Origin of the sequence: Mycobacterium simulans (genome assembly GCF_900232995.1) — a bacterium.
GTDB lineage: Bacteria > Actinomycetota > Actinomycetes > Mycobacteriales > Mycobacteriaceae > Mycobacterium > Mycobacterium simulans.
The window spans coordinates 249650-269188 of the sequence record NZ_OCVX01000003.1 but is presented as its reverse complement, the minus strand read 5'-3'; the positions used below and the strand labels follow the sequence as shown (position 1 = coordinate 269188).

General features: G+C 64.8%; 19 protein-coding genes and 3 tRNA genes. 14 read left to right on the top strand and 8 right to left on the bottom strand.

All coding sequences use genetic code 11. From position 1 onward, the window contains the following. Positions 1-65 precede the first annotated feature (65 nt). From recD to recC, 3 genes are read right to left on the bottom strand one after another with little or no spacing between them, the layout of a single operon-like run. Entirely contained in the window at positions 66-1790 is a 1725-nt protein-coding gene (gene recD / locus MSIMFI_RS01930; protein WP_191495926.1) for an exodeoxyribonuclease V subunit alpha, read from the bottom strand. Beyond that, complete coding sequence (recB, locus tag MSIMFI_RS01925; protein ID WP_191495925.1) at positions 1787-5068, bottom strand: exodeoxyribonuclease V subunit beta; 3282 nt, start codon at positions 5066-5068, stop codon at positions 1787-1789. The genes recD and recB overlap by 4 nt, the downstream gene beginning before the upstream one ends. Next, positions 5068-8367: an exodeoxyribonuclease V subunit gamma gene (recC, locus tag MSIMFI_RS01920; protein ID WP_191495924.1), complete on the bottom strand. Its 3300-nt coding sequence runs from the start codon at positions 8365-8367 to the stop codon at positions 5068-5070. Before recC ends, recB begins: the two co-directional genes overlap by 1 nt. Before the next feature lie 64 nt (positions 8368-8431). Here recC and cynS point away from each other — a divergent pair, with 64 nt between their 5' ends. Together cynS and MSIMFI_RS01910 are read left to right on the top strand one after the other, a co-directional pair. Next, positions 8432-8887, top strand: a complete 456-nt coding sequence (cynS, locus tag MSIMFI_RS01915) for a cyanase (RefSeq protein WP_191495923.1) — start codon at positions 8432-8434, stop codon at positions 8885-8887. 9 nt (positions 8888-8896) lie between these two features. Then, positions 8897-9931, top strand: a complete 1035-nt coding sequence (locus MSIMFI_RS01910; RefSeq protein WP_191495922.1) for a patatin-like phospholipase family protein — start codon at positions 8897-8899, stop codon at positions 9929-9931. Positions 9932-9937: 6 nt separating this feature from the next. Here MSIMFI_RS01910 and MSIMFI_RS01905 read toward each other — a convergent pair whose 3' ends face one another. The 3 genes from MSIMFI_RS01905 to MSIMFI_RS01895 form a co-directional block, all read right to left on the bottom strand. Then, positions 9938-10633 carry a crotonase/enoyl-CoA hydratase family protein gene (locus MSIMFI_RS01905; protein ID WP_186241630.1) on the bottom strand — a complete coding sequence of 232 codons (696 nt, stop codon included), beginning with the start codon at positions 10631-10633 and terminating at the stop codon, positions 9938-9940. Positions 10634-10672: 39 nt separating this feature from the next. Then, entirely contained in the window at positions 10673-11506 is an 834-nt protein-coding gene (locus tag MSIMFI_RS01900) for a hypothetical protein (RefSeq protein WP_186241631.1), read from the bottom strand. Positions 11507-11631: 125 nt separating this feature from the next. Further along, positions 11632-12348, bottom strand: coding sequence for an MBL fold metallo-hydrolase (locus MSIMFI_RS01895; protein ID WP_191495921.1), 717 nt, complete (start codon positions 12346-12348; stop codon positions 11632-11634). A 121-nt stretch (positions 12349-12469) separates the two neighbouring features. Between MSIMFI_RS01895 and MSIMFI_RS01890 the strand changes: the two genes are divergently transcribed. The 12 genes from MSIMFI_RS01890 to rplA all read left to right on the top strand — a co-directional run bounded on the left by MSIMFI_RS01890 (position 12470) and on the right by rplA (position 17519). Next, positions 12470-12685, top strand: a complete 216-nt coding sequence (locus tag MSIMFI_RS01890) for a type II toxin-antitoxin system VapB family antitoxin (RefSeq protein WP_186241633.1) — start codon at positions 12470-12472, stop codon at positions 12683-12685. Positions 12686-12788: 103 nt separating this feature from the next. Beyond that, positions 12789-12861 (top strand) — tRNA-Thr (locus MSIMFI_RS01885). Positions 12862-12916: 55 nt separating this feature from the next. Continuing rightward, positions 12917-12990: transfer RNA gene (locus MSIMFI_RS01880), tRNA-Met, on the top strand. Positions 12991-13037: 47 nt separating this feature from the next. Next, positions 13038-13205, top strand: a complete 168-nt coding sequence (rpmG, locus tag MSIMFI_RS01875) for a 50S ribosomal protein L33 (RefSeq protein WP_083112891.1) — start codon at positions 13038-13040, stop codon at positions 13203-13205. A 50-nt stretch (positions 13206-13255) separates the two neighbouring features. Beyond that, on the top strand, positions 13256-13735 hold the full coding sequence (gene hadA, locus MSIMFI_RS01870; protein ID WP_191495920.1) for a (3R)-hydroxyacyl-ACP dehydratase subunit HadA: 480 nt from the start codon (positions 13256-13258) through the stop codon (positions 13733-13735). After that, positions 13722-14150 (top strand): (3R)-hydroxyacyl-ACP dehydratase subunit HadB, encoded by a 429-nt coding sequence (hadB, locus tag MSIMFI_RS01865; RefSeq protein WP_191495919.1) that lies wholly within the window; start codon positions 13722-13724, stop codon positions 14148-14150. Before hadA ends, hadB begins: the two co-directional genes overlap by 14 nt. 3 nt (positions 14151-14153) lie before the next feature. Next, positions 14154-14654, top strand: coding sequence for a (3R)-hydroxyacyl-ACP dehydratase subunit HadC (hadC, locus tag MSIMFI_RS01860; RefSeq protein WP_186241636.1), 501 nt, complete (start codon positions 14154-14156; stop codon positions 14652-14654). Between the two features lie 162 nt (positions 14655-14816). After that, positions 14817-14889: transfer RNA gene (locus MSIMFI_RS01855), tRNA-Trp, on the top strand. 96 nt (positions 14890-14985) lie between these two features. Continuing rightward, the gene (secE, locus tag MSIMFI_RS01850; protein ID WP_186241637.1) at positions 14986-15477 is read left to right on the top strand and encodes a preprotein translocase subunit SecE; all 492 of its coding nucleotides are present in this window, start codon (positions 14986-14988) and stop codon (positions 15475-15477) included. A gap of 31 nt (positions 15478-15508) precedes the next feature. Next, a complete protein-coding gene (nusG, locus tag MSIMFI_RS01845) occupies positions 15509-16225 on the top strand; it encodes a transcription termination/antitermination protein NusG (protein ID WP_186241638.1) in 717 nt (238 codons plus the stop codon). A 52-nt stretch (positions 16226-16277) separates the two neighbouring features. Beyond that, positions 16278-16709, top strand: a complete 432-nt coding sequence (rplK, locus tag MSIMFI_RS01840; protein ID WP_085249163.1) for a 50S ribosomal protein L11 — start codon at positions 16278-16280, stop codon at positions 16707-16709. 102 nt (positions 16710-16811) lie between these two features. Beyond that, positions 16812-17519, top strand: coding sequence for a 50S ribosomal protein L1 (gene rplA / locus MSIMFI_RS01835; protein ID WP_191495918.1), 708 nt, complete (start codon positions 16812-16814; stop codon positions 17517-17519). 74 nt (positions 17520-17593) lie between these two features. On the opposite strand, the gene MSIMFI_RS01830 is transcribed toward rplA, so the two are convergent. Beyond that, positions 17594-18820 carry an RNA polymerase sigma factor gene (locus MSIMFI_RS01830; RefSeq protein ID WP_191495917.1) on the bottom strand — a complete coding sequence of 409 codons (1227 nt, stop codon included), beginning with the start codon at positions 18818-18820 and terminating at the stop codon, positions 17594-17596. An 8-nt stretch (positions 18821-18828) separates the two neighbouring features. Continuing rightward, positions 18829-19527, bottom strand: a complete 699-nt coding sequence (locus MSIMFI_RS01825) for a YciI family protein (RefSeq protein ID WP_191495916.1) — start codon at positions 19525-19527, stop codon at positions 18829-18831. Positions 19528-19539 lie beyond the last annotated feature (12 nt).

The following is a 19539-nucleotide window of genomic DNA, read 5'->3' as shown; positions in this document are numbered from 1 at the left end:
CGCTGATGCCCGCGAGAAACAGGCGACGCCATACGGCGACCGAACGGGCACGCAGGTTGGCGGCGTCACCGCTGCAACCGCATTCGCAACCCCGTCGCCCGCACCGCGCGTCGCTCGACGGCAGCGCGAACTTCGGCTTCGGAGCCGATCACGCGAACTTTGTCCTTCGCCCGGGTGACGGCGGTGTAGAACAGCTCCCGCGTCAGCAACCGCGAATCCTCCGGTGGCACAAGCACTGTCACCTCGGCGGCCTGGCTGCCCTGGCTTTTGTGGATCGTCATGGCGTGCATTGTCTCAACGTCGGCCAGCCGGCCGGTCGCGAAGTCAAGCAGCCCGGTTGCCCCGGCGATGACGGCGCGCAGACCGTCCGGGCCTGCCACCGCAACACCGGTGTCGCCGTTGTAGACCCGCAGACCGTAACCGTTCGCAGTCACCAGCAACGGCCGACCGGCGTACCACGGCGACCACGGCGGCTGTCCCGTCTCCTCGGCGAGCCAGGACTCCACCTGCCGGTTCCAGTGTTGGACACCAAAAGGCCCGCGCCGGTGCGCGCATAGCAGCCGGTGTTCGTCAAGTAGTCCCAACGCAATGTCCACGGCTCCCAGCAGCGCTGCTTCGCGTAGCCGCAACGCGTGCGGCACCAGGATCGCGCGCATCCGAGCCGTCGGGTCGTCGTCAGCCTTCCCGCGTTCGAGGTACTCGATATGGTCGTCGCCCGACCGCAACAGCGCGAGCGCGTCATCCGCGTTACCGACCCGGATCGCCTCCGCCAGGGCCGCGATCGATTTGCCGAACCGATGCGAGGTGCGCAGCGCCGCAACTCGTACGTCGCTACGCGCCGCCAAGCCGTCCACCAGATCCGCCAACACCGCACCGGCTTCCACCGATGCGAGCTGATCGGCATCGCCGACCAGAATCAGCCGCGCGCCCGGACGGACCGCTTCCAGCAGTCGGGCCATCAGCGTCAGAGACACCATCGACGTCTCGTCGACTACGATCACGTCGTGCGGCAACCGGTTTGCGCGATCGTGCCGAAACCGGGCCGAGGTGTCCGGCTTACGGCCGAGCAGACGATGCAGCGTCACCGCCTGCAGCGGTCCTAGCCGCGCGCGATCCGTGGCATCGAGTGCGGCCACTTCGTGCTGAACCGCCTCGGCCAGACGTGCCGCGGCCTTACCGGTCGGCGCTGCCAGCGCGATACGAGGCCGCGCCTTCCCGGCGAGCTCCGCCTGCTCGGCCACCAACGCCAGCAGCCGCGCGACCGTTGTCGTCTTTCCGGTCCCGGGCCCACCTGTCAGAACCGTGACGCCTTGCGAGAGAGCGATTTCCGCGGCCTCCCGCTGTTCTTCAAAGCCGAGCGGGAATAGTCGCTCGAACGCGGGCACTTCGACTGTCGGTCTGGACGACAGCAGGGCCAGCAAGTCGTCGCACACCTGCTTTTCCTCACGCCAGTACCGATCGAGGTAGAGCAGACGTTGGTCATCCAGATGCAGCACCGGCGGAGCGCCGCATAGCGGGCTTGCTCGTACGGCCGCCAGCCACTGCTCGGGATCTGGCCACGGCAGGCCGGGGGCAACCCCGGCGACCGTCGACAGATCTACACAGACCGACCCGGCCCGAAGCGCGCGCACCGCCAGCGCTGCCGCGAGCGCGACGCGGTCATCGGTCTCCCTGCCCAGTGCGCAGAGTCGTTGTGCTACATGCACATCCGAGAGATCCAGGATTTCGGCTTGATTGAATAGCTGCAACAAACCGGTTGCGACGATGGCGACCTCAACGTCTACCGTCATGCTGCCCCCGCATCGAGCAGATCCGACACGGCCGCGACCAGTGCCGATGGCGGGCCCCAACTGAACACGCCGGACGGATTGCCGTCCAGGACGGGGGTGTCGACTCCGCACATGCCCCGAACGAACAGGTACAGCACCCCGCCGAGATGCTGTTGCGGATCGTAGCCGGGCTGCCGCCATCGCAGAAATCGGTGCAGCACAACGGTATACAACAAGGCCTGTAGGGGATAGTCAGAATGCAGCATCGCCTCGGTCAAGCGCGGGAAGTTATAGTCGGCCGCGGTGGCGCCCAGATGGTTGGTCTTGTAGTCCACCACCAGGTATCGCTGAGTCGGTAGCCGCAGCACCACGTCGATCGATCCCGACAGATATCCCCGCAGCGACTGACCACCCAGGCTAGGAGAGGTAAGCCGATCGGCATATGGGGCCAGCGGGTCGTTTCCGGGCAGGTGCGACCGTAGCAGCTCACCCACGGCGGATAGTGATGCCTTCGGCGCACTGCCACGCAGATCGCCTCCGGCAAGCGGTATTTCGAAATCCAGCTCATGCAGGCGATCCCGCGGACCGATCTCCCGCAGCGTCAAGCCACGGGCCAACGGTCCCAGCGGCGTATCGTGCATAGGCAGCAGCGCTGAGGCCAGCCCTGTGGCTGGTTCTGGGGCGCCGATGTCGACCGGCCACCACGGTAGGTGCCTACGCACCTGTTCCTCGAGTTCGACGGCGAGATCAGGAGCATGAGGGTCGGTGGTCTCCAGCACCGCGTGTACCAGTGACCCGAACGTCGCACCCGAAGGCATGGCCGCCAGTGGCGACTCAACATCGGCTCCCGCACCTGACGGTGCGACCACGATTGCCTCTACCTCGTCATCGCGCAATCCGACCTCTGGTTCGCTGGCAACGCCCTTGCTTTGCGCCTCGCGCACCAGCGCCGAATACGACGTCCGTCGCCACGCCGTATCGATTCGGCGATGAAAGTGCCGCACCGCCAAGTCTTTTGGCGGCAAAGCCGGCTCGGGAGCGGCGGCGGGGGCTATCTCCGATTTCTCCACCGACGGCCCGCCCGCGGCTTCCCACCGTGCGAACAACGCCCAGGCCTCTTCATCGCTGACGCGCGGCGCACAACGGTCCGGCACCTGCGGATCGCCGACGCCGCGGCCGCGCAGCAGTCGCGACAATCCGCCATTGACTTCATCCTTGGTCGGAGCCCACCAGGTGACCACCTGTGACTGTGCTCGGGTGAGCGCGACATAGGTGAGCCGGATGTTATCGCGCGCCACCTCGACGCGGTTCAACTCCTCGATCGATTGGCGGTGCGGGCCGCGTCTTTCGCCCCCGATGTACAGACAGCGGGTGTCAGCCTCGTCGTGATACAGCAGAATGTCGTCGCTGCGGACGTGGCGGTTGAACATGAACGGCAAGTACACAATCGGAAACTGCAGGCCTTTGGCCACGAATACCGTCATGATCTGCACGGCCGCGGCGTCGCTGTCCAGGCGGCGATTGTGCTCCGTCGTGCCATTGCGGTTGTGGCACTGTCCGCGCAGCCAATCGCGCAGCGCCGGAAGACCGTAGCGCTGCCGATGCGCGGTCTCGTGCAACAGCTGCGCGATGTGCGCCAGGTCGGTCATATGTCGCTCACCGCCCCGCTGCCGCAAGACCCGACGTCCCATGCCGGCGAGCTGCGCGGCCTCGAACACCGCTGCCACCCCGCGATGCCGGGCTTGGTCGGCCCATTCCCGCAACCGGCCGGCCACCCGATCAGTGAGCGCATCACCCTCGGCGGCAAGGGTTTCCGCTGTCTCACCGAAGAACATGGTGCACGCGGCCGCGCGAACCAGCCCACTGCGCTGCGGCGCATCGAACGCCTCCAATAGGCACAGCCAGTCCTTTGCCGCCGCCGAAGCGAACACATCGGTGTCGCCGGTGTAGATCGCCGCGATGCCGGCCTCTGCCAGGGCGTCCCGACACGCTCGCGCGTCTCGGTGGTGCTCGACGATCACGGCAATGTGGCCCGCGGCAAGGGGCGCACCGTCAAATGTGGCGCCGCTGGCCAACAGCTCTGCAATATCGGCAGCCAGGTCGCGCGGGATGTGGCGCCGCAGTGCATCGATCGGCACGTTGGCGGTGCCGCTATAACCGATGGCAGGCCGCGACACGACGCGCAGCCGAAATGGTGCCTGGTGCGGCGCTGAAGCCAACCGGTGACCACCGTGATGTGCGTCGATGTCGTGAACGACGATCTCGGAGTGTCCCAGCGTGGCCCCGCGCAGCACGGTCTGCAAGCTCTCGACGAGCACGCGGTCGCTACGCCAGTTGACACCCAACGTGTAGCGGGCGTCGGCGGAGCGGGCCGCCTGCAGATAGGTGTGGATGTCGCCGCCGCGGAAACCGTAGATGGCCTGCTTCGGATCGCCGATCAGGATCAGCGTCGAACGGCGGTGGAACGCACACTGGAGCACTCGCCACTGGATCGGGTCGGTGTCCTGGAATTCGTCGACCAACACGATCCGCCAGCGTCGGCGCATCCGCTCACGGGCCGGTGAATCTTCTGCTTCAAGGGCTTTCGCCAGTCGGGTGAGCAGGTCATCGTAGCCGAGGATGCGCAGCCGCCGCTTGCGGTGTTCGAGCTCGTTGAGCAGTTCGTCGGCGAAGCGCAACCGGATCGCTGCTTCGCTGTCCGGTTCCGGATCAACCGGTCGCAGCTGTGCGCACGGGTCGCCCACGACCTCACAAGCCAGGGTGAGTGCCTGTGCATGCGTGAGCGGCGGATCGTCTTCTTGACGCCCGAAGTGCGCGAGATACAGGTCGTCCACGATCTCGGCGACCAGGTCGTCTAGGTTCTCCTGCAGGGTGAGACCGGTGTCGGTATCACCGGCCACACCAAGGGATTTGAGCACCGACCCGCAGAATTCATGCGTGGTGGCGATGGTGGCCGCGTCGAAATTCGCCAGGGCGTCGCGCAGCCGGGCGCGCCTTTCGGTGAGGTTGGCTTCGTCGCCGTGCACCACATGCTCGACGAGGTCGCTGCCGGGCCGCTCTCGACCATCCAGGGCCGCGAGCGCCTGGACGATCTGGTCGCGGACGCGTTCCCGAAGCTCGCGGCTGGCCGCACGGTTGAAGGTAATCAACAGCATCTCGTCGAGGGCGACGCCGGTCTCGGCGAGATAACGGGTCACCAGCCCGGCCAGTGCGAAAGTCTTGCCGGTGCCGGCGCTGGCTTCCAGCACCGTGGTGGTGCCTTCTTCGGGCAACGGGCCCAGTAGGTCGAAACGCTGCATCAGCCCACGGCACCGCTCGCGGCGCGTTCCGAGGCCAGTAACGGCAGCCACAACCGTCGAGCCAGCGCGCCCAGCCGCGTGTTTTCACCCGGCGTTTCTTCGTCAGCACGCGGTGGGCCCAGCAGCACATCGAATGCCGGCTTTTCGCCCCAGACCCGCACATGTGCGGGTTCGCGATCGTCGCCGTCGCGAAAGCTGTTGGACTCCCACCTATCCCGCGCGGCTTCGTATGGGTCCTCGTCGTCGCGGCGGGCTTCGGCCCACGCGCAGGACGTTTTCAGCGGCAGCGGCAGTGGCTCTAGCCGACCCGCGTCATACAGCAGCACCAGGTCGCGCAGTACGGCCACCGGGTCGGACGGCGGTGCGAATAGCCGCTCGGCGACCCGGTTTCGGCTCTTGCCCCGGCCGATGCACAGTGCCGTCCAATCACGGTCCGGCGATTGCGCCGCCAAAGCAACCAGCTCGATCCACGACGCCAGTACATGTTTGGGAGCCAGCTTCGAGTACGTCACAGACACCAGGTGTTCGCCGAACACCGGCGAGACGGTTCCGGTGAGATGGCGCCCAGCGCCGAGATCGATGTCGATATCGTGCGCCTCGCGATCAACCGCCGCCTGCTGCCGCAGCGCTGCTATTGCCAGTTCGCGCGCGCGATCGCGGATCTCCTTGGCTTGGCGAACGCCAAGGCGCCCGGGCGGGAGCGTGCCGCGACGCCACTCGGCGTTGGCGGCGGTGTCTGGATGCATGCCGCGCAACATGTCGCGCAGCATGCGGTCGCCGACGGTCCAGGCCTGCAGGGCGTCGATCTCGACGGGCATCGCGTCCGCGACGGTGTCGACGTCCCAAGGCAGGGTGAAGTCGAGTGCCCGGAAGAATCCCCTGACGGGGTCTTTGAAGAAGTCGAGCAGATCCGCCAGGGTCGCGTCGGCGGCGGGCGCCGCAGGCAGCCGATCGGTAATGAAAGCCATTGGCGTGCAGCGCGTCCCATTGGCCGATTCGGCGGCGGCAAGCGCTGCGGGGTCGAACGTGAACGGTTTTCCGGGCAACAGTTCACCGGGTGCGACGTTCCTGCGGTCGAACGGCTGCAGCGGATGTCGGGTGACGATGTGCTCGCGGATCGGCGCTGGCGTCGTCCGATCCAGCGCGTCGAGCAGCTCGGCGAGCGGTACGGCCGGCGGATGCGGGTGACCGGTGTGCTCGTCGGCGCCGCTGTAGGTGATCACCAGCGTCTCGGTGGCAGCGCCGATGGCGTCGAGCAGCAGTTGGCGGTCCTCGGCACGGATGTCACGCTCGCCGGTCATCGGTTCGCGCGCCAGCGCGTCGTCACCGTCGGGGACGTTGTGCCGTGGGAACGATCCGTCGTCCAGTCCGACCAGGCAGACCACCCGGTGGGGGACCGAGCGCATCGGCACCATCGTGCAGACCGTCAGCGTTCCGGTGCGGAAGTTGGCCCGCGTCGGGCGCCCGGCGAGATACCCGTCGAGCAGGCAAGAGACATCCGAAAGACGCAGCTGCGTCGATGCACGGGAGCCGGCCTGCCCGAGGATGTCTGCGAACTCGCGCCGCAGCTGCGCTTCCTGCCAAGCTTCGTCCGACCGGGTGAGCAGGAGCACTCCCTCGGCCAGGGCATCGAGCCAGTCGGTCAACGGCTTTGCGCCGCTGAGCCTTTCGGTCACGTGATGCAACCGCTCGACGTATTCGGCGAGGCGCCCCGCCAGCTCCACCCGGTTGCTGCCGACATCGTCGAGTGGCAGTGCGGTGTCCAGCCATGCCTGCGAATCGTCGGACATCGCCACCCCGGTCAGGATGCGGTCGAGGCCAAATCGCCAAGTGTTGTGCACGAAATGATCGAGGCCGTACGGCCGGCGGTGTTGTGGGTCAAAACCCCAGCGGATGTTGGACTGACGCACCCAGTCGGTGATCGCGTCGAGATCGTCGTCGGTGAAACCAAAGCGGGCGCGCACCGGCGCGGTCTCGGCGAGGTTGAGCACCTGGCTGGCGGTGGCGCGGGTTCCCGCAATGGCGAGCAGTTCCGCTGCGAGCCCGAGCAGCGGGTTGGTCTGGGTCAGCGCGCGGTCGGCAAGCTTGACCCGCAATCGGTGGGCGGGGTGAGTGTCACCGGCTACCTCGCCAAGCCCGAAACCGGCGACGATCAACGGCGCATAAGTCTCGATGTCAGGGCACATCACCACGATGTCGCGCGGTTCCAGCGTCGGGTCGTCCTCCAACAACCCGAGCAGAACCTCGCGGAGCACGTCGACCTGCCGGGCCGGCCCGTGACAGGCGTGGACCTGGATCGACCGGTCGCCGACGGCCAGCGCCCGGCCGGCGGATTGCACGGCATTGGCGGCGATGTCGGCCTGTAGCCAGCCGAGCAAGGTGTCGGGTTTGGTTGTGCCACCGATGAATTCATCGGTTACCCGGTCAGTCGGCAGCGCGCGCTGCAACTCACGCAGGTCGCGGCCCAGGGTTTCCAACAGCGGATGCTTGGCGGCGTGCCGGCTGGTGTCCGCACGGCGCGGGGCTGTGCCGGTAAGGCCGGCAAGCGCCCGCCACAATTCGTCGCTGGGATGTGGCAACCACAGGTGCAGGTCGTGGTGGGTGGCAAGCGCGTCCAGCAGCTCGATATCGGTGATCGGCAGCCGAGTGTGGCCAAACAGAGACAGTCGCGGAGGCAGGTCGGTGGGCGACTCGCGCAGCCTCGCGACGGTCTTCTCATGCCGGACATGCGGCGGTTCGGCGGGCACCCGCGCGACTAGCAGCCGCCACAGCGGTGGTTGCCAGGCTAGGTCGCTGTCGAGGCCACCGAGGTCGCCGTCCAACCACCCGGCGAGCAACCCCGGCCGCTGTCTGGCGTAGGAGGCGAACAATCCCGCAAGCCGGCGGGCCACCGCGTAGCGGCGACCGCTGCGCAACTGTGCCTCAGCTCCGATATCGAAGTGGCCCAAGTGTTTTGCCAGTGTCCGGCACCACGGCTCGTCGAGGCTGGCGTCGATCACCTCCAGCAGCGGCCATGTCATGGCCTCGGGAGACCAGGGGTCGTCGTCGATAGTGCCGGCGATCTCGGCGATCAGCGACCCCGGACTCCGGAACGAGATGCCCGCGCACACGCCGTCGCCACCCCCGGGCCGACACCCCAGCACGTGGGATAGCCGCTGACTTAACCAGCGTTCTACGCCGCGGGCCGGCACCAGTACTAGCTCCTCGGCGAACGGGTCGGCCAGCGGGGCGACAAGCAGCGCGCCGAGCCCATCGGCTAGTAGATCGGTGCGTTCGGCACGGTGGAGATGAAGCGCCATCGGCCGCAACCATAGACCGCCGCGCCGACGGCGGTGGCACGATGGTCGAGATGAGGGAGGGACCATGAACCGAAACGAGATCACCGAACAGATCATCGTCGCCCGCCTGGCGCGAGGCCTGAGTTGGCAGGACCTGGCCGACGCCATCGGCAGACCGCCCGTGTGGACCACGTCGGCGTTACTTGGCCAGCACCCAATTCCCGCCGAGCTCGGCAAGGTCTTGGTCGAGATGCTGGGTCTCGATGAATCGGCCGTGCCGGTGCTGGCGGCGCCGCCAATGCGCGGAGGCCTGCCCACAGCCGTCCCGACCGACCCCACCATCTACCGCTTCTACGAAGCGCTTCAGGTCTACGGCGGCGCCATCAAGGAACTGATCCACGAGCAGTTCGGCGACGGCATCATGAGCGCGATCAATTTCAGCGTCGACATGCAGAAGAAAGCGCACCCGTCCGGCGACCGTGTCGTGGTGACGTTCGACGGGAAATTCCTTCCTTATCAATGGGTTTCGGCAGACGACTGAGGGGGCGACATGGCAGACCAGCGTTCCAGTGTTCGGCGGCCCAAGCCGGTGGACCTCGTTCTCTCGGGTGGGGGTGTCAAGGGCGTCGGGCTGGTGGGAGCCGTTGTCGCCGTAATGGAAGCCGGATACTCGGTCAAGCGGGTGTCCGGCGTCTCGGCCGGATCGCTGGTCGGGTCGATCCTGGCGGCGGCATCCAACGGCAACCAATTGACCACCGCCGAGATCAAAGAACTCGCACTCACGTTGCCATATGACAAATTCCGCGATGCCGGACCCATCGGTCATGTGCCGGTCCTCGGTCAAACGTGGGGGTTGTTGCACGACAACGGAATCTACCGCGGCGACTTCGCTCACGAATGGGTCCGCAGCGAGCTGAAAAACCTGGGCGTGACCACCTTCGGCGATCTGGCCCTCAGCGACAGGCAAATTCGCGAAGAGCGCCGTTACCGATTGGCGGTCACCGTCACGGACGTAACGACCGGACAGCTGGTGCGGCTGCCCTGGGACTACCGGCGGGTCTACGGACTTGATCCTGACGAGCAATTGGTCGCCGACGCGGTGCGCGCCTCCATGTCGATCCCGTTCTACTTCCGGCCGGTCACCTTGACCAGCGCCGACGGACTCACTTCGACTCTGGTGGACGGTGGCGTGTTGTCCAACTTCCCGATCGACTCGTTCGATCGGTTCGACGGAAAACCGCCGCGCTGGCCAACTTTCGGCGTCACCGTGCTGCCGAACCTGCCCGAAGGCAATGACCAGGTCATTCCCGGGGTGGGCGCGCTGCGTCTGTTGGGCCCGCCGTCGGTGCTGCTCGAACAGCTGATCACCACCATGTTCGTCGGCCGTGACCAGACCTATCTGAACCAGCCGTGGGTGAGTGCCCGCGCGATCCGCGTCGACTCGACCGCCGTGAACTTCCTCGACTTCGGTATCTCCCGAAAGGAAGCCGAAGCGCTCTATAACAATGGCTACGAGGCGGCCGAAGCCTTCCTTTCGACCTGGAATTGGGTGAAATACCTGGAACGATTCCGGCAGTACCAGTAGCGGTTTCTACAGGCCGAACTCGGCTTCTATGCCATCGATCCCGGCACGAATGGCTTTGAGCGCCGCTTCCCGAGCCCGCAATTTGGTGGCCGCATGCGCATGCTGATGCAGACCGGCGAATTCGTGGGCCGCTTCCTCGGCACGGCTGACCACCACCTCGGGCAGCGCGATCTCGTCGATAAAGCCTGCAGCGATGGCGGTTTCGCCGAAGAACGTCTTGGCCAGCCCGGTAGCTTGCTGGTACGCAGAGCGTGTCAGCCGCAGCTTCATGATCTCTAGGGCGGCATACGGAATGGTCATGCCGATCGCGACTTCGTTTGCCTGAATGTTGTATGCGTGGGCGGCGATGCGGTGGTCGCCGGACGACAACAGGAATGCACCCATTGCGATGGCCGGACCGGTGCACGCCATCACCACCGGCTTGGGGTAGGACAGCAGTCGATATGCCAGCTCGAAGCCGCCTCGGAGCATGTCGATGGCGGGCTGTACCTCGCCGGAGGTCAGGATCTTCAGGTCGAAGCCGCCGCTGAACACCCGCTCGTTCCCGGTGATCACCAGCGCGCCGACATTGTCGCGGTCGGCGTTGTCGATCGCATCGTTGAGGGCCTGCTGCATGGTCGGGCCCAGCGCGTTGACCTTCCCGTCGTCCATCCTGATGACCGCGATGGAATCCTTGTGGCTGTAGATGACCGGACCGCTCATGGTTACTCCCCTTCGACTCCGATAGCGGAGTCGATTGAATCAGACAGGCTGACTGTGATGCTTGCCGAGTTCGGATTCGGCGTCATCCCAGCGCAGGCTGACGTCGGTGGGTTGATCGAGCTGCCGGGTGCGCCACCTGTCCTGTGTTTCGGCGATAGCTCGGTTGATTCGTTCGATCTCGCTGCGGAAAACGTCGGGTCGGGTTTCCTTGCTGGCGTAGTGGAAGTAGGTCAGCAGGCTGCGCAGCAGCTCCAGCTTCTGCTTTTCCCTTTTTGCCAGGTCATGGGTGGTCATTAGCTCGATGCGTTGAACCGGCGGCAGAGCATCCCAGTCCAGCACCACTTTGGTCTCCAGCGGACGACGACCCCGCTGCCAGAACCGCCACCCGCGCGGCTGCTCGGGGCGGTCGTAATAGGTCACCGTCCCTTCGAAGCGCGACTCGACGCCGGAACCGATCTCGGCGCGATCTATCGCCGAGTCCCACACCATCCGCCACTCCTGACCGGGCGCGAGTGTCGGCAACTCGCGAGGAAGCTGCAGTTCGACGACATCGGCGTAGCCGTCGGAGGCATTCTCGTATTCGGCGACGGTCGGGGGATTCGGGAATGAGAACCGGACGTCGTAGGCCGCGGTCCGACCGAAATTTCGAACGACAAGTTCGATCACATGCCAGTCCGCGACATGGGGTTCCATCAGCATGGCCACATAGGGCCTGGTTTCCTCTGTGGCCAGTCGACGGTTGCGCTGGATCTGGCGATTGGTGACGACGAATGCGACGACACCGAGCGCAACCGCCGCCCATACCGCCCACGCCAACCAAGTGCTGGACTCGACATCGGTGACTCCATGCCACCCCCCTTGGACCCACCCCATGGCATCCACCCTCCGCTCATACCACAGTGATCTCGGTGATCTTGCACCAAAATTTAGCTGAGTTCGTCGTGAAGGGGTTACTCGGCATATTGCTGACCGGCAAATCGCCAGCGCTCGCTGACCCTTTAGCCGCCCATCAACATTCGCCACTGATCGAGGTTGGCGGCACGATACACATAGTTGGAACGCTTGACCTCTGATAGCGATGCGCTTGGTTCGGCCGAATACCAGTGCCCCGGAAACACCGTCGGGTCACCCGGAAGTGCAGCGAGCTGCTGCAGGCTCCGGTAAATCTCGTCGGAATCGCCGCCTGGAAAGTCGGTTCGTCCGCACCCTTCCAAGAACAGCGTGTCACCGGCGACCAGCCGGCCATCGAGCAGAAAACACTGACTGCCAGGCGTGTGACCCGGGGTGTGGAGCAGCTCGATTTCGATATCGCCAACGCTGACCTTGTCGCGGTGCTCATGGGTGGTCAGGTCGCCGACGGGGATGCCGGTCACGCGCGAAACCCACAGGACCTCATGGATATTCACGTGTACCGGCACAGTTGCCCGCTCCAACAACTCGGCCAGCCCCTTGAGCTCGAATCCCATCATCGAGCCGCCGACATGGTCGGGATGGTGGTGGGTTACTAGGACCCCGGACAGATGCATGCCGTCGGCTTCAAGCGTGTCGACCAAATCCCCGGCGGCGTACGCCGGATCGACGATCACGCAGTCCCCGGTTTTGCGGTCGCCGATCAGGTAGGCGAAATTGCGCATTTGCGCCGCGATCATGTCGCCGATGGCGAAATCGCGACCGGAGAGCAGTTGGCGGAAGTACAGCCGGTCCGAATCTGACACGTCACCAGACTATGGCTCGGCCAGGAACCGTCCAACCTACCTGGCGCGCGGCACAACTGGGGGACACAACATCGCGTATCCTCGGCGCCTGTTTTTGGGCCGGTGTAGGTATTGTTGGCCCATGCTGAAGAGGGTCGAGATCCTCGTCGACGACGACCTGGTCCAAGAGGTCATACGTCGGTACCACTTGGCTGACGCGCGAGAGGCCATCCATCTCGCGCTGCGAACCCTGCTTGGCGAAGCGGACGATGCCGAGCATGACCCGCAGGATGACGAGTACGACGAGTTCAGCGATCCGAGTGCCTGGCAGCTACGCCGGAGCAGCGACACTGGCTGAGCGAGTGGCGCGCATCTGATGGCGGACGTGGTTTGGTGACGTTGTGAGCCAGGCTGTACCCTCTTTTAGGCCCGCTGGCACGACTGGTCGCTACGGGTGAGCGGCCCCCTTAGCTCAGTCGGTAGAGCGTTTCCATGGTAAGGAAAAGGTCAACGGTTCGATTCCGTTAGGGGGCTCGGGCGGACGCCGAGCAGGCGTACGGCCCCGTCCCTAAACAGGGTTGGGTCCAGAGGCGATGTAGCTCAGTCGGTTAGAGCGAACGACTCATAATCGTTAGGTCGCCGGTTCGAGTCCGGCCATCGCTACAACACAACAACGAGACGTTTGACACCTGATTTGAGAGAGAACCGTCATGGCTTCCAGTACCGATGTGCGGCCGAAGATCACTTTGGCCTGTGAGGTGTGCAAGCACCGTAACTACATCACCAAGAAGAACCGCCGCAACGACCCGGACCGGCTGGAGCTGAAGAAATTCTGCCGCAATTGCGGAAAGCACCAGGCGCACCGCGAGACGCGTTAGCTCACGACCCATGCGCAGTTACACACACTGACTAGGTAGGTTCTAGAGCCGTGGCCTTAAGCGGAAACCTCGTCGGGATGCATTATCGGTATCCCGATCACTACGCGGTGGAACGGGAAAAGATCCGCGAGTACGCAGTAGCCGTGCAAAACGACGACACCTGCTATTTCGAGGAAGACGCAGCCGCCGAACTGGGCTACAAGGGGCTCTTGGCGCCGTTGACCTTTATCTGTGTGTTCGGCTACAAGGCGCAGTCGGCATTCTTCAAGAACGCCAACATCGCGGTCCAGGATGCTCAGATCGTCCAGGTCGACCAAGTGCTCAAATTCGAACAGCCGATCGTTGCGGGCGACAAGCTGTACTGCGATGTGTACGTGGATTCGGTGCGCAGAGCACATGGCACCGAGATCATCGTGACCAAGAACATCATCACCAACGAAGCCGGTGACATTGTGCAGGAGACCTACACGACCCTGGCGGGCCGTGCTGGTGAGGACGGAGAAGAGGGATTTAGTGATGGCTCTGCGTGAGTTCAGCTCGGTGAACGTCGGGGACCAGCTTCCGGAGAAGACCTATCCACTGACCCGCCAGGATCTGGTGAATTACGCCGGGGTTTCTGGCGACTTGAACCCGATCCACTGGGACGACGAGATCGCCAAGGTCGTCGGGCTGGACACCGCGATCGCCCACGGCATGCTGACCATGGGCATCGGGGGCGGCTACGTCACGTCGTGGGTCGGTGACCCGGGTGCGGTCACCGAGTACAACGTCCGGTTCACTGCGGTGGTGCCGGTGCCCAACGACGGCAAGGGTGCCGAACTCGTGTTCAATGGCCGGGTGAAGTCGGTGGATCCCGACAGCAAGTCGGTGACCATCGCGCTCACCGCCACCACTGGTGGCAAGAAGATCTTTGGGCGGGCAGTCGCCTCGGCGAAGCTGGCGTAGCTCATGGCTTTGAAGACCGACATCCGCGGGATGAGCTGGAAATACCCGGACTACTTCGTCGTCGGCCGCGAGCAGGTCCGTGGATTCGCACGATCGATCCAGTGCGAGGATGCTGCCTGCTACGACGAGGACGCGGCCGCGCAGCTGGGCTACCACAACATCGTCGCACCGATGACGTTCGTGACAATCCTTGCCAAACTTGTCCAGTCGGATTTCTTTCGGAATGTCGACGTGGGCATGGAAACCATGCAGATTGTCCAGGTCGACCAGAGGTTTGTCTTCTACAAGCCGGTGCTGGCCGGCGACAAATTGTGGGCCCGTATGGACATCCACTCGGTGGACGAGCGTTTCGGCGCCGACATCGTCGTTACCAAGAACATCTGCACCAATGACGAAGGCGAGCTGGTCCTGGAGGCCTACACCACCTTGATGGGCCAGCAGGGTGACGGCTCCGCCAAACTCAAATGGGATAAAGAATCCGGGCAGGTAATTAGAACCGGGTAATTAGTATCTGACACCTGCGTCCATGTACACTCGGACCTCGGGGTTTTCCCAGCATCTACGCGCTTTCCGTGAGTCGAACGAGCGGAGGGCGCGTGTGTTATGTAAGCCCCGGCACATGCAGGTTGACTCGGGCCAGTCTGGGTTTGGTCTGCCAACCCGCGAAGGGGCGTAGCTCAACTGGCAGAGCAGCGGTCTCCAAAACCGCAGGTTGCAGGTTCAAGTCCTGTCGCCCCTGCTGACGGACTATAGGTATGTGACATGGTGGACACTGGGAGTGTTCCCACCACAGCGGGACGCCCCGCGGAATAGCTAGCGAACAAAGGAGCACGCGGTGAGCGACGAGGGCGACGAAGACGTCGACGCCGCACGCGACGGCGGTGACACCGAGGACAGCCGCAGGAGCGGTGGTCGGACGGCCCTGGTGACCAAACCGACGGTGCGTCCGCAGCGTCCCAGCGGCAAACGGTCCCGGCAACGCGCAGCGGACGCCGAGGGCGACGAAGTGCTCGACGTCAAGGAGCCGGCGGCAACGGCTGAGGTCTCCGAGAAAGACGCGGCCAAGAAGGGCGCCAAGGCGAAGGCGGCTCGGAAGGCCAAGGCGGCGAAGGGCGGCAAACCGGGTACCCGTGCCGTCAACCCGATCGCATTCGTCTACAACTACCTCAAGCAGGTCGTGGCCGAGATGCGCAAGGTGATCTGGCCGAACCGCAAACAGATGCTCACCTACACGTCGGTTGTGCTGGTATTTCTGGCCTTCATGGTGGCGCTGGTCGGCGGCGCCGACCTGGGTCTGAGCAAGCTCGTCCTGTTGGTGTTCGGCTGAGCTTCGAGAGTGACAGAGAGGACTGAGAACCGTGACTACCTTCGACGGTGACGCGTCCGCAGGTGAGGCGGTCGACTTACAAGAGGCCAGCACACCCCAGGACGCGGCGGCCCCCGCTGAAGAGCTCGACCCAGCGGCCGCGCTCAAGGCGGAACTGCGCAGCAAGCCCGGGGACTGGTACGTCGTGCACTCATATGCGGGTTACGAGAACAAAGTGAAAGCCAACCTCGAAACTCGTGTGCAGAACCTTGATGTCGGCGACTACATCTTCCAGGTGGAGGTGCCCACCGAAGAGGTCACCGAGATCAAGAATGGTCAGCGCAAGCAGGTCAACCGCAAGGTACTGCCCGGGTACATCCTGGTGCGTATGGATCTGACCGACGACTCGTGGGCCGCGGTGCGCAACACACCTGGGGTTACCGGCTTTGTCGGCGCGACTTCGCGCCCCTCGGCGCTCGCGCTCGACGACGTGGTGAAATTCCTGCTGCCCCCGGGGGCGACCAAGAAGGCCGCCAAGGGCGCGGCCAGCACTGCGGCCGCCGCAGAAGTTGGTGGTCTGGAACGGCCGGTTGTCGAGGTCGACTACGAGGTGGGCGAATCGGTAACGGTCATGGACGGACCTTTTGCGACGTTGCCGGCGACGATTAGCGAGGTCAACGCCGAACAGCAGAAGCTCAAGGTGCTGGTGTCCATCTTCGGCCGCGAAACACCGGTGGAACTGACCTTTAGCCAGGTCTCCAAGATCTAGCCCAGCAGGGCAAGCCACACCAGGCCAAACCAAGGAAGGACATCGACCCCTCATGGCCCCGAAGAAGAAGAAAGTCGCCGGGCTGATCAAACTGCAGATCGTGGCGGGGCAGGCTAACCCTGCGCCGCCGGTTGGCCCCGCGCTCGGCCAGCACGGCGTCAACATCATGGAGTTCTGCAAGGCGTACAACGCGGCGACGGAGAACCAGCGCGGCAACGTGATCCCGGTGGAGATCACGGTCTATGAGGACCGCAGCTTCACGTTCACGCTGAAGACGCCGCCCGCCGCCAAGCTGTTGCTTAAGGCCGCCGGCGTCGCCAAGGGTTCCTCCGAGCCGCACAAGACGAAGGTCGCCAAGGTCAGCTGGGATCAGGTTCGCGAGATCGCCGAGACCAAGAAGACCGACCTCAACGCCAACGACATCGACGCTGCCGCCAAGATCATCGCCGGCACCGCCCGGTCGATGGGTATAACTGTCGAGTAGCTCTGCATAGGTCTGCATAGCTCTGCATAGCTCGACCCAGCCGTGGGAGGGCCAGCTTCGGCCCGCTTGATAACCACAACCCAACACCAGATTGGATATCGAATGAGCAAGACCAGCAAGGTATATCGCGCCGCCGCCGAGAAGGTGGACCGCAGCAGCCTCTACACCCCCCTGCAAGCGGCCAAGCTTGCCAAAGAGACCTCGTCGACCAAGCAGGACGCGACCGTCGAGGCGGCGATCCGGCTTGGCGTCGATCCGCGTAAGGCGGACCAGATGGTTCGCGGCACAGTGAATCTGCCGCATGGCACGGGTAAGACCGCCCGGGTCGCGGTGTTCGCGGTGGGGGAAAAGGCCGATGCTGCCGTCGCCGCGGGGGCTGATGTTGTCGGCAGTGACGATCTGATCGAGAAGATCCAGGGCGGCTGGCTGGAATTTGACGCCGCGATCGCGACCCCCGACCAGATGGCCAAGGTAGGTCGTATCGCTCGGGTGCTGGGTCCGCGTGGTCTGATGCCCAACCCCAAGACCGGCACGGTCACCGCCGATGTCGCCAAGGCCGTCGCCGACATCAAGGGCGGCAAGATCAACTTCCGCGTGGACAAGCAGGCCAACCTGCACTTTGTCATCGGAAAGGCGTCGTTCGACGAGAAGAAGCTGGCAGAGAACTACGGCGCGGCGATCGATGAGGTGCTGCGGCTTAAGCCGTCGTCATCGAAGGGGCGCTACCTGAAGAAGGTCACCGTGTCTACGACGACGGGCCCGGGCATTCCGGTCGACCCGTCCATCACACGCAACTTCGCCGAGGGCTAACTTTTCCCCGCGAGCAGACGCAAAGGCCCCTCATTTCGGCACGAAATGGGCGCCTTTGCGTCTGCTCGGCGGGATTACCCGCCGCACTCTGTGATGCGGCGCCGTAGGAAGTCGCGGCCCGGCTGGGAACCGTTGGACTCCAACGCCGTTCGGTACCAGGCGACGGCCTCTCCGGGCCGTCCGGCGCGGCGCAGTAGATCGGCGCGAACCGACGTAACCAGACTCAAGCGGGCCAGCCTGGGATCGTTGGCCACCTTCTCGAGCGCGGCCAGGCCAGCGTCCCAGCCGTCGCGGAAACCGACCGCAAGCGCGCGATTAGCCTGCACCACTGGCGAGTCGGTCAACTGCAGGAGCCGGTCATATGCCGCGCAGATGGTCGTCCAGTCGGTCTGCTCCCAGGACGGCGCCGTCGCGTGCAAAGCGGCGATCACCGCCTGCGGCAGATAGGGACCGGTCGATCCCTCGGCCTGCCGCAGCCGGTCCAGGCCTCGCGTGATGCGGCCGCGGTCCCACCGGCGCCGATCCTGTTCGTCGAGCGGAACCAGGGCGCCGGCGTCGTCGACCCGGGTTGCCCGTCGTGAATCGTGCAGCAGCACAAGGGCTGCCAAGGCATGCGCCTCCGGCTCATGGGGCATCAGCGAGCATAGTTCCCCGGCCAGCCGGACCCCTTCATCGCACAGTTCGTCGCGGATCGCCGACGGGCCCGCTGTCGACCAATAGCCTTCGGTGAACACCAAGTAGATGCAGCCGAGCACGTGTGGAGTGCGTTCCGGGAGGAGCTCGGCCGGCGGTACCCGCAAGGGGATGTTGGCGTGGCGGATTTTGTTCTTGGCCCGGGTGATTCGCTGACCTACCGCGGCTTCGGTTTGCAGCAGCGCGCGGGCAATCTCGGCGACGGTCAACCCGGACACCAGTCGTAGCGTGAGCGCTAGTTGCGACTGCCGGTCCAACGCCGGGTGCGCGCAGGTGAACATCATTCGCAGCTCGTCGTCGCGAACTGGATGCGGGTCGACGCCATCAGTACGCGCCCGAATGGCCGCGATATCGCCAAGCACGGCCTTCAATTCCTTTCCAGGGCGGATAGATTCACGCCGCAGCCGATCCCGGGCGCGGTTACGCGCGACCGTCACCAGCCACCCGCCGGGACTATCCGGCAGCCCGTCGCGGGGCCAAGCGCGTAGCGCCTCGGCGCAGGCTTCCTGAACGGCGTCCTCCGCGACGGTGAGATCGCCGCACCACCGCGCGAGCGCGGCGACGGCGGGTCCCCATTCCCGGCGAAAGACGCCGTTCAGGTTGGACATTCGCGCGCTTAAAGTCCCGAGACGCCAGCCAGCTGCCGCAGTTCCACGGCGGATGCGGGAATCATCGACGCAAGCTTGACGGCCTCATCGCGGTCGTCGGCGCCCAGCACATAGAAGCCATTGGCTACTTCGGCTCCCTCCACGTATGGCCCGTCAGTGATAAGGACCTCGCCGTCGCGAACCCGAACCGTAGTCGCTGTGGACGGCGGATGCAGGGCAGCGCCGGACCTGATGTGACCGCCGGCGACTGCTTCGAATCGCTTGTGCTCGACCACCGCCGCCTCCCACTCAGCGGAACCGGGCGCCGCTGTCTCGTCGGCCGGCTCGAGCAGCAGTGCGATCCAGTTGGTGCCGTCAAGCGGCTGGGTCGCCAATCGTGGCGGGACCATAGGCCAAACTTCCACCGCGCCGAACGTGGCTACCGGCACGTCGCGCGCCAAAGCCAGCGCCTCATCAAGGTTGTCCGCTTCGAATACGTAGTAGCCGCAGGCGACCTCGGCGGACTCGGCGAAGGGACCGTCGGTGACGATCGGCGTATCCGGGCCGCCGGTGATACGGACCCCGGTCGCAGCCGGTGTGAGGGCGTCGCCGGCTCGAATCGCCGGACCGGCTTTGGCGTGGAAGCTCTCGAATGCCGCCATCGCGGCGCCCCCATCCTCGGGCGTGCGGTCTTGTTCCTTGCTGATCAACAAGGCCAGGTACTGCATTTGTCGTCACCT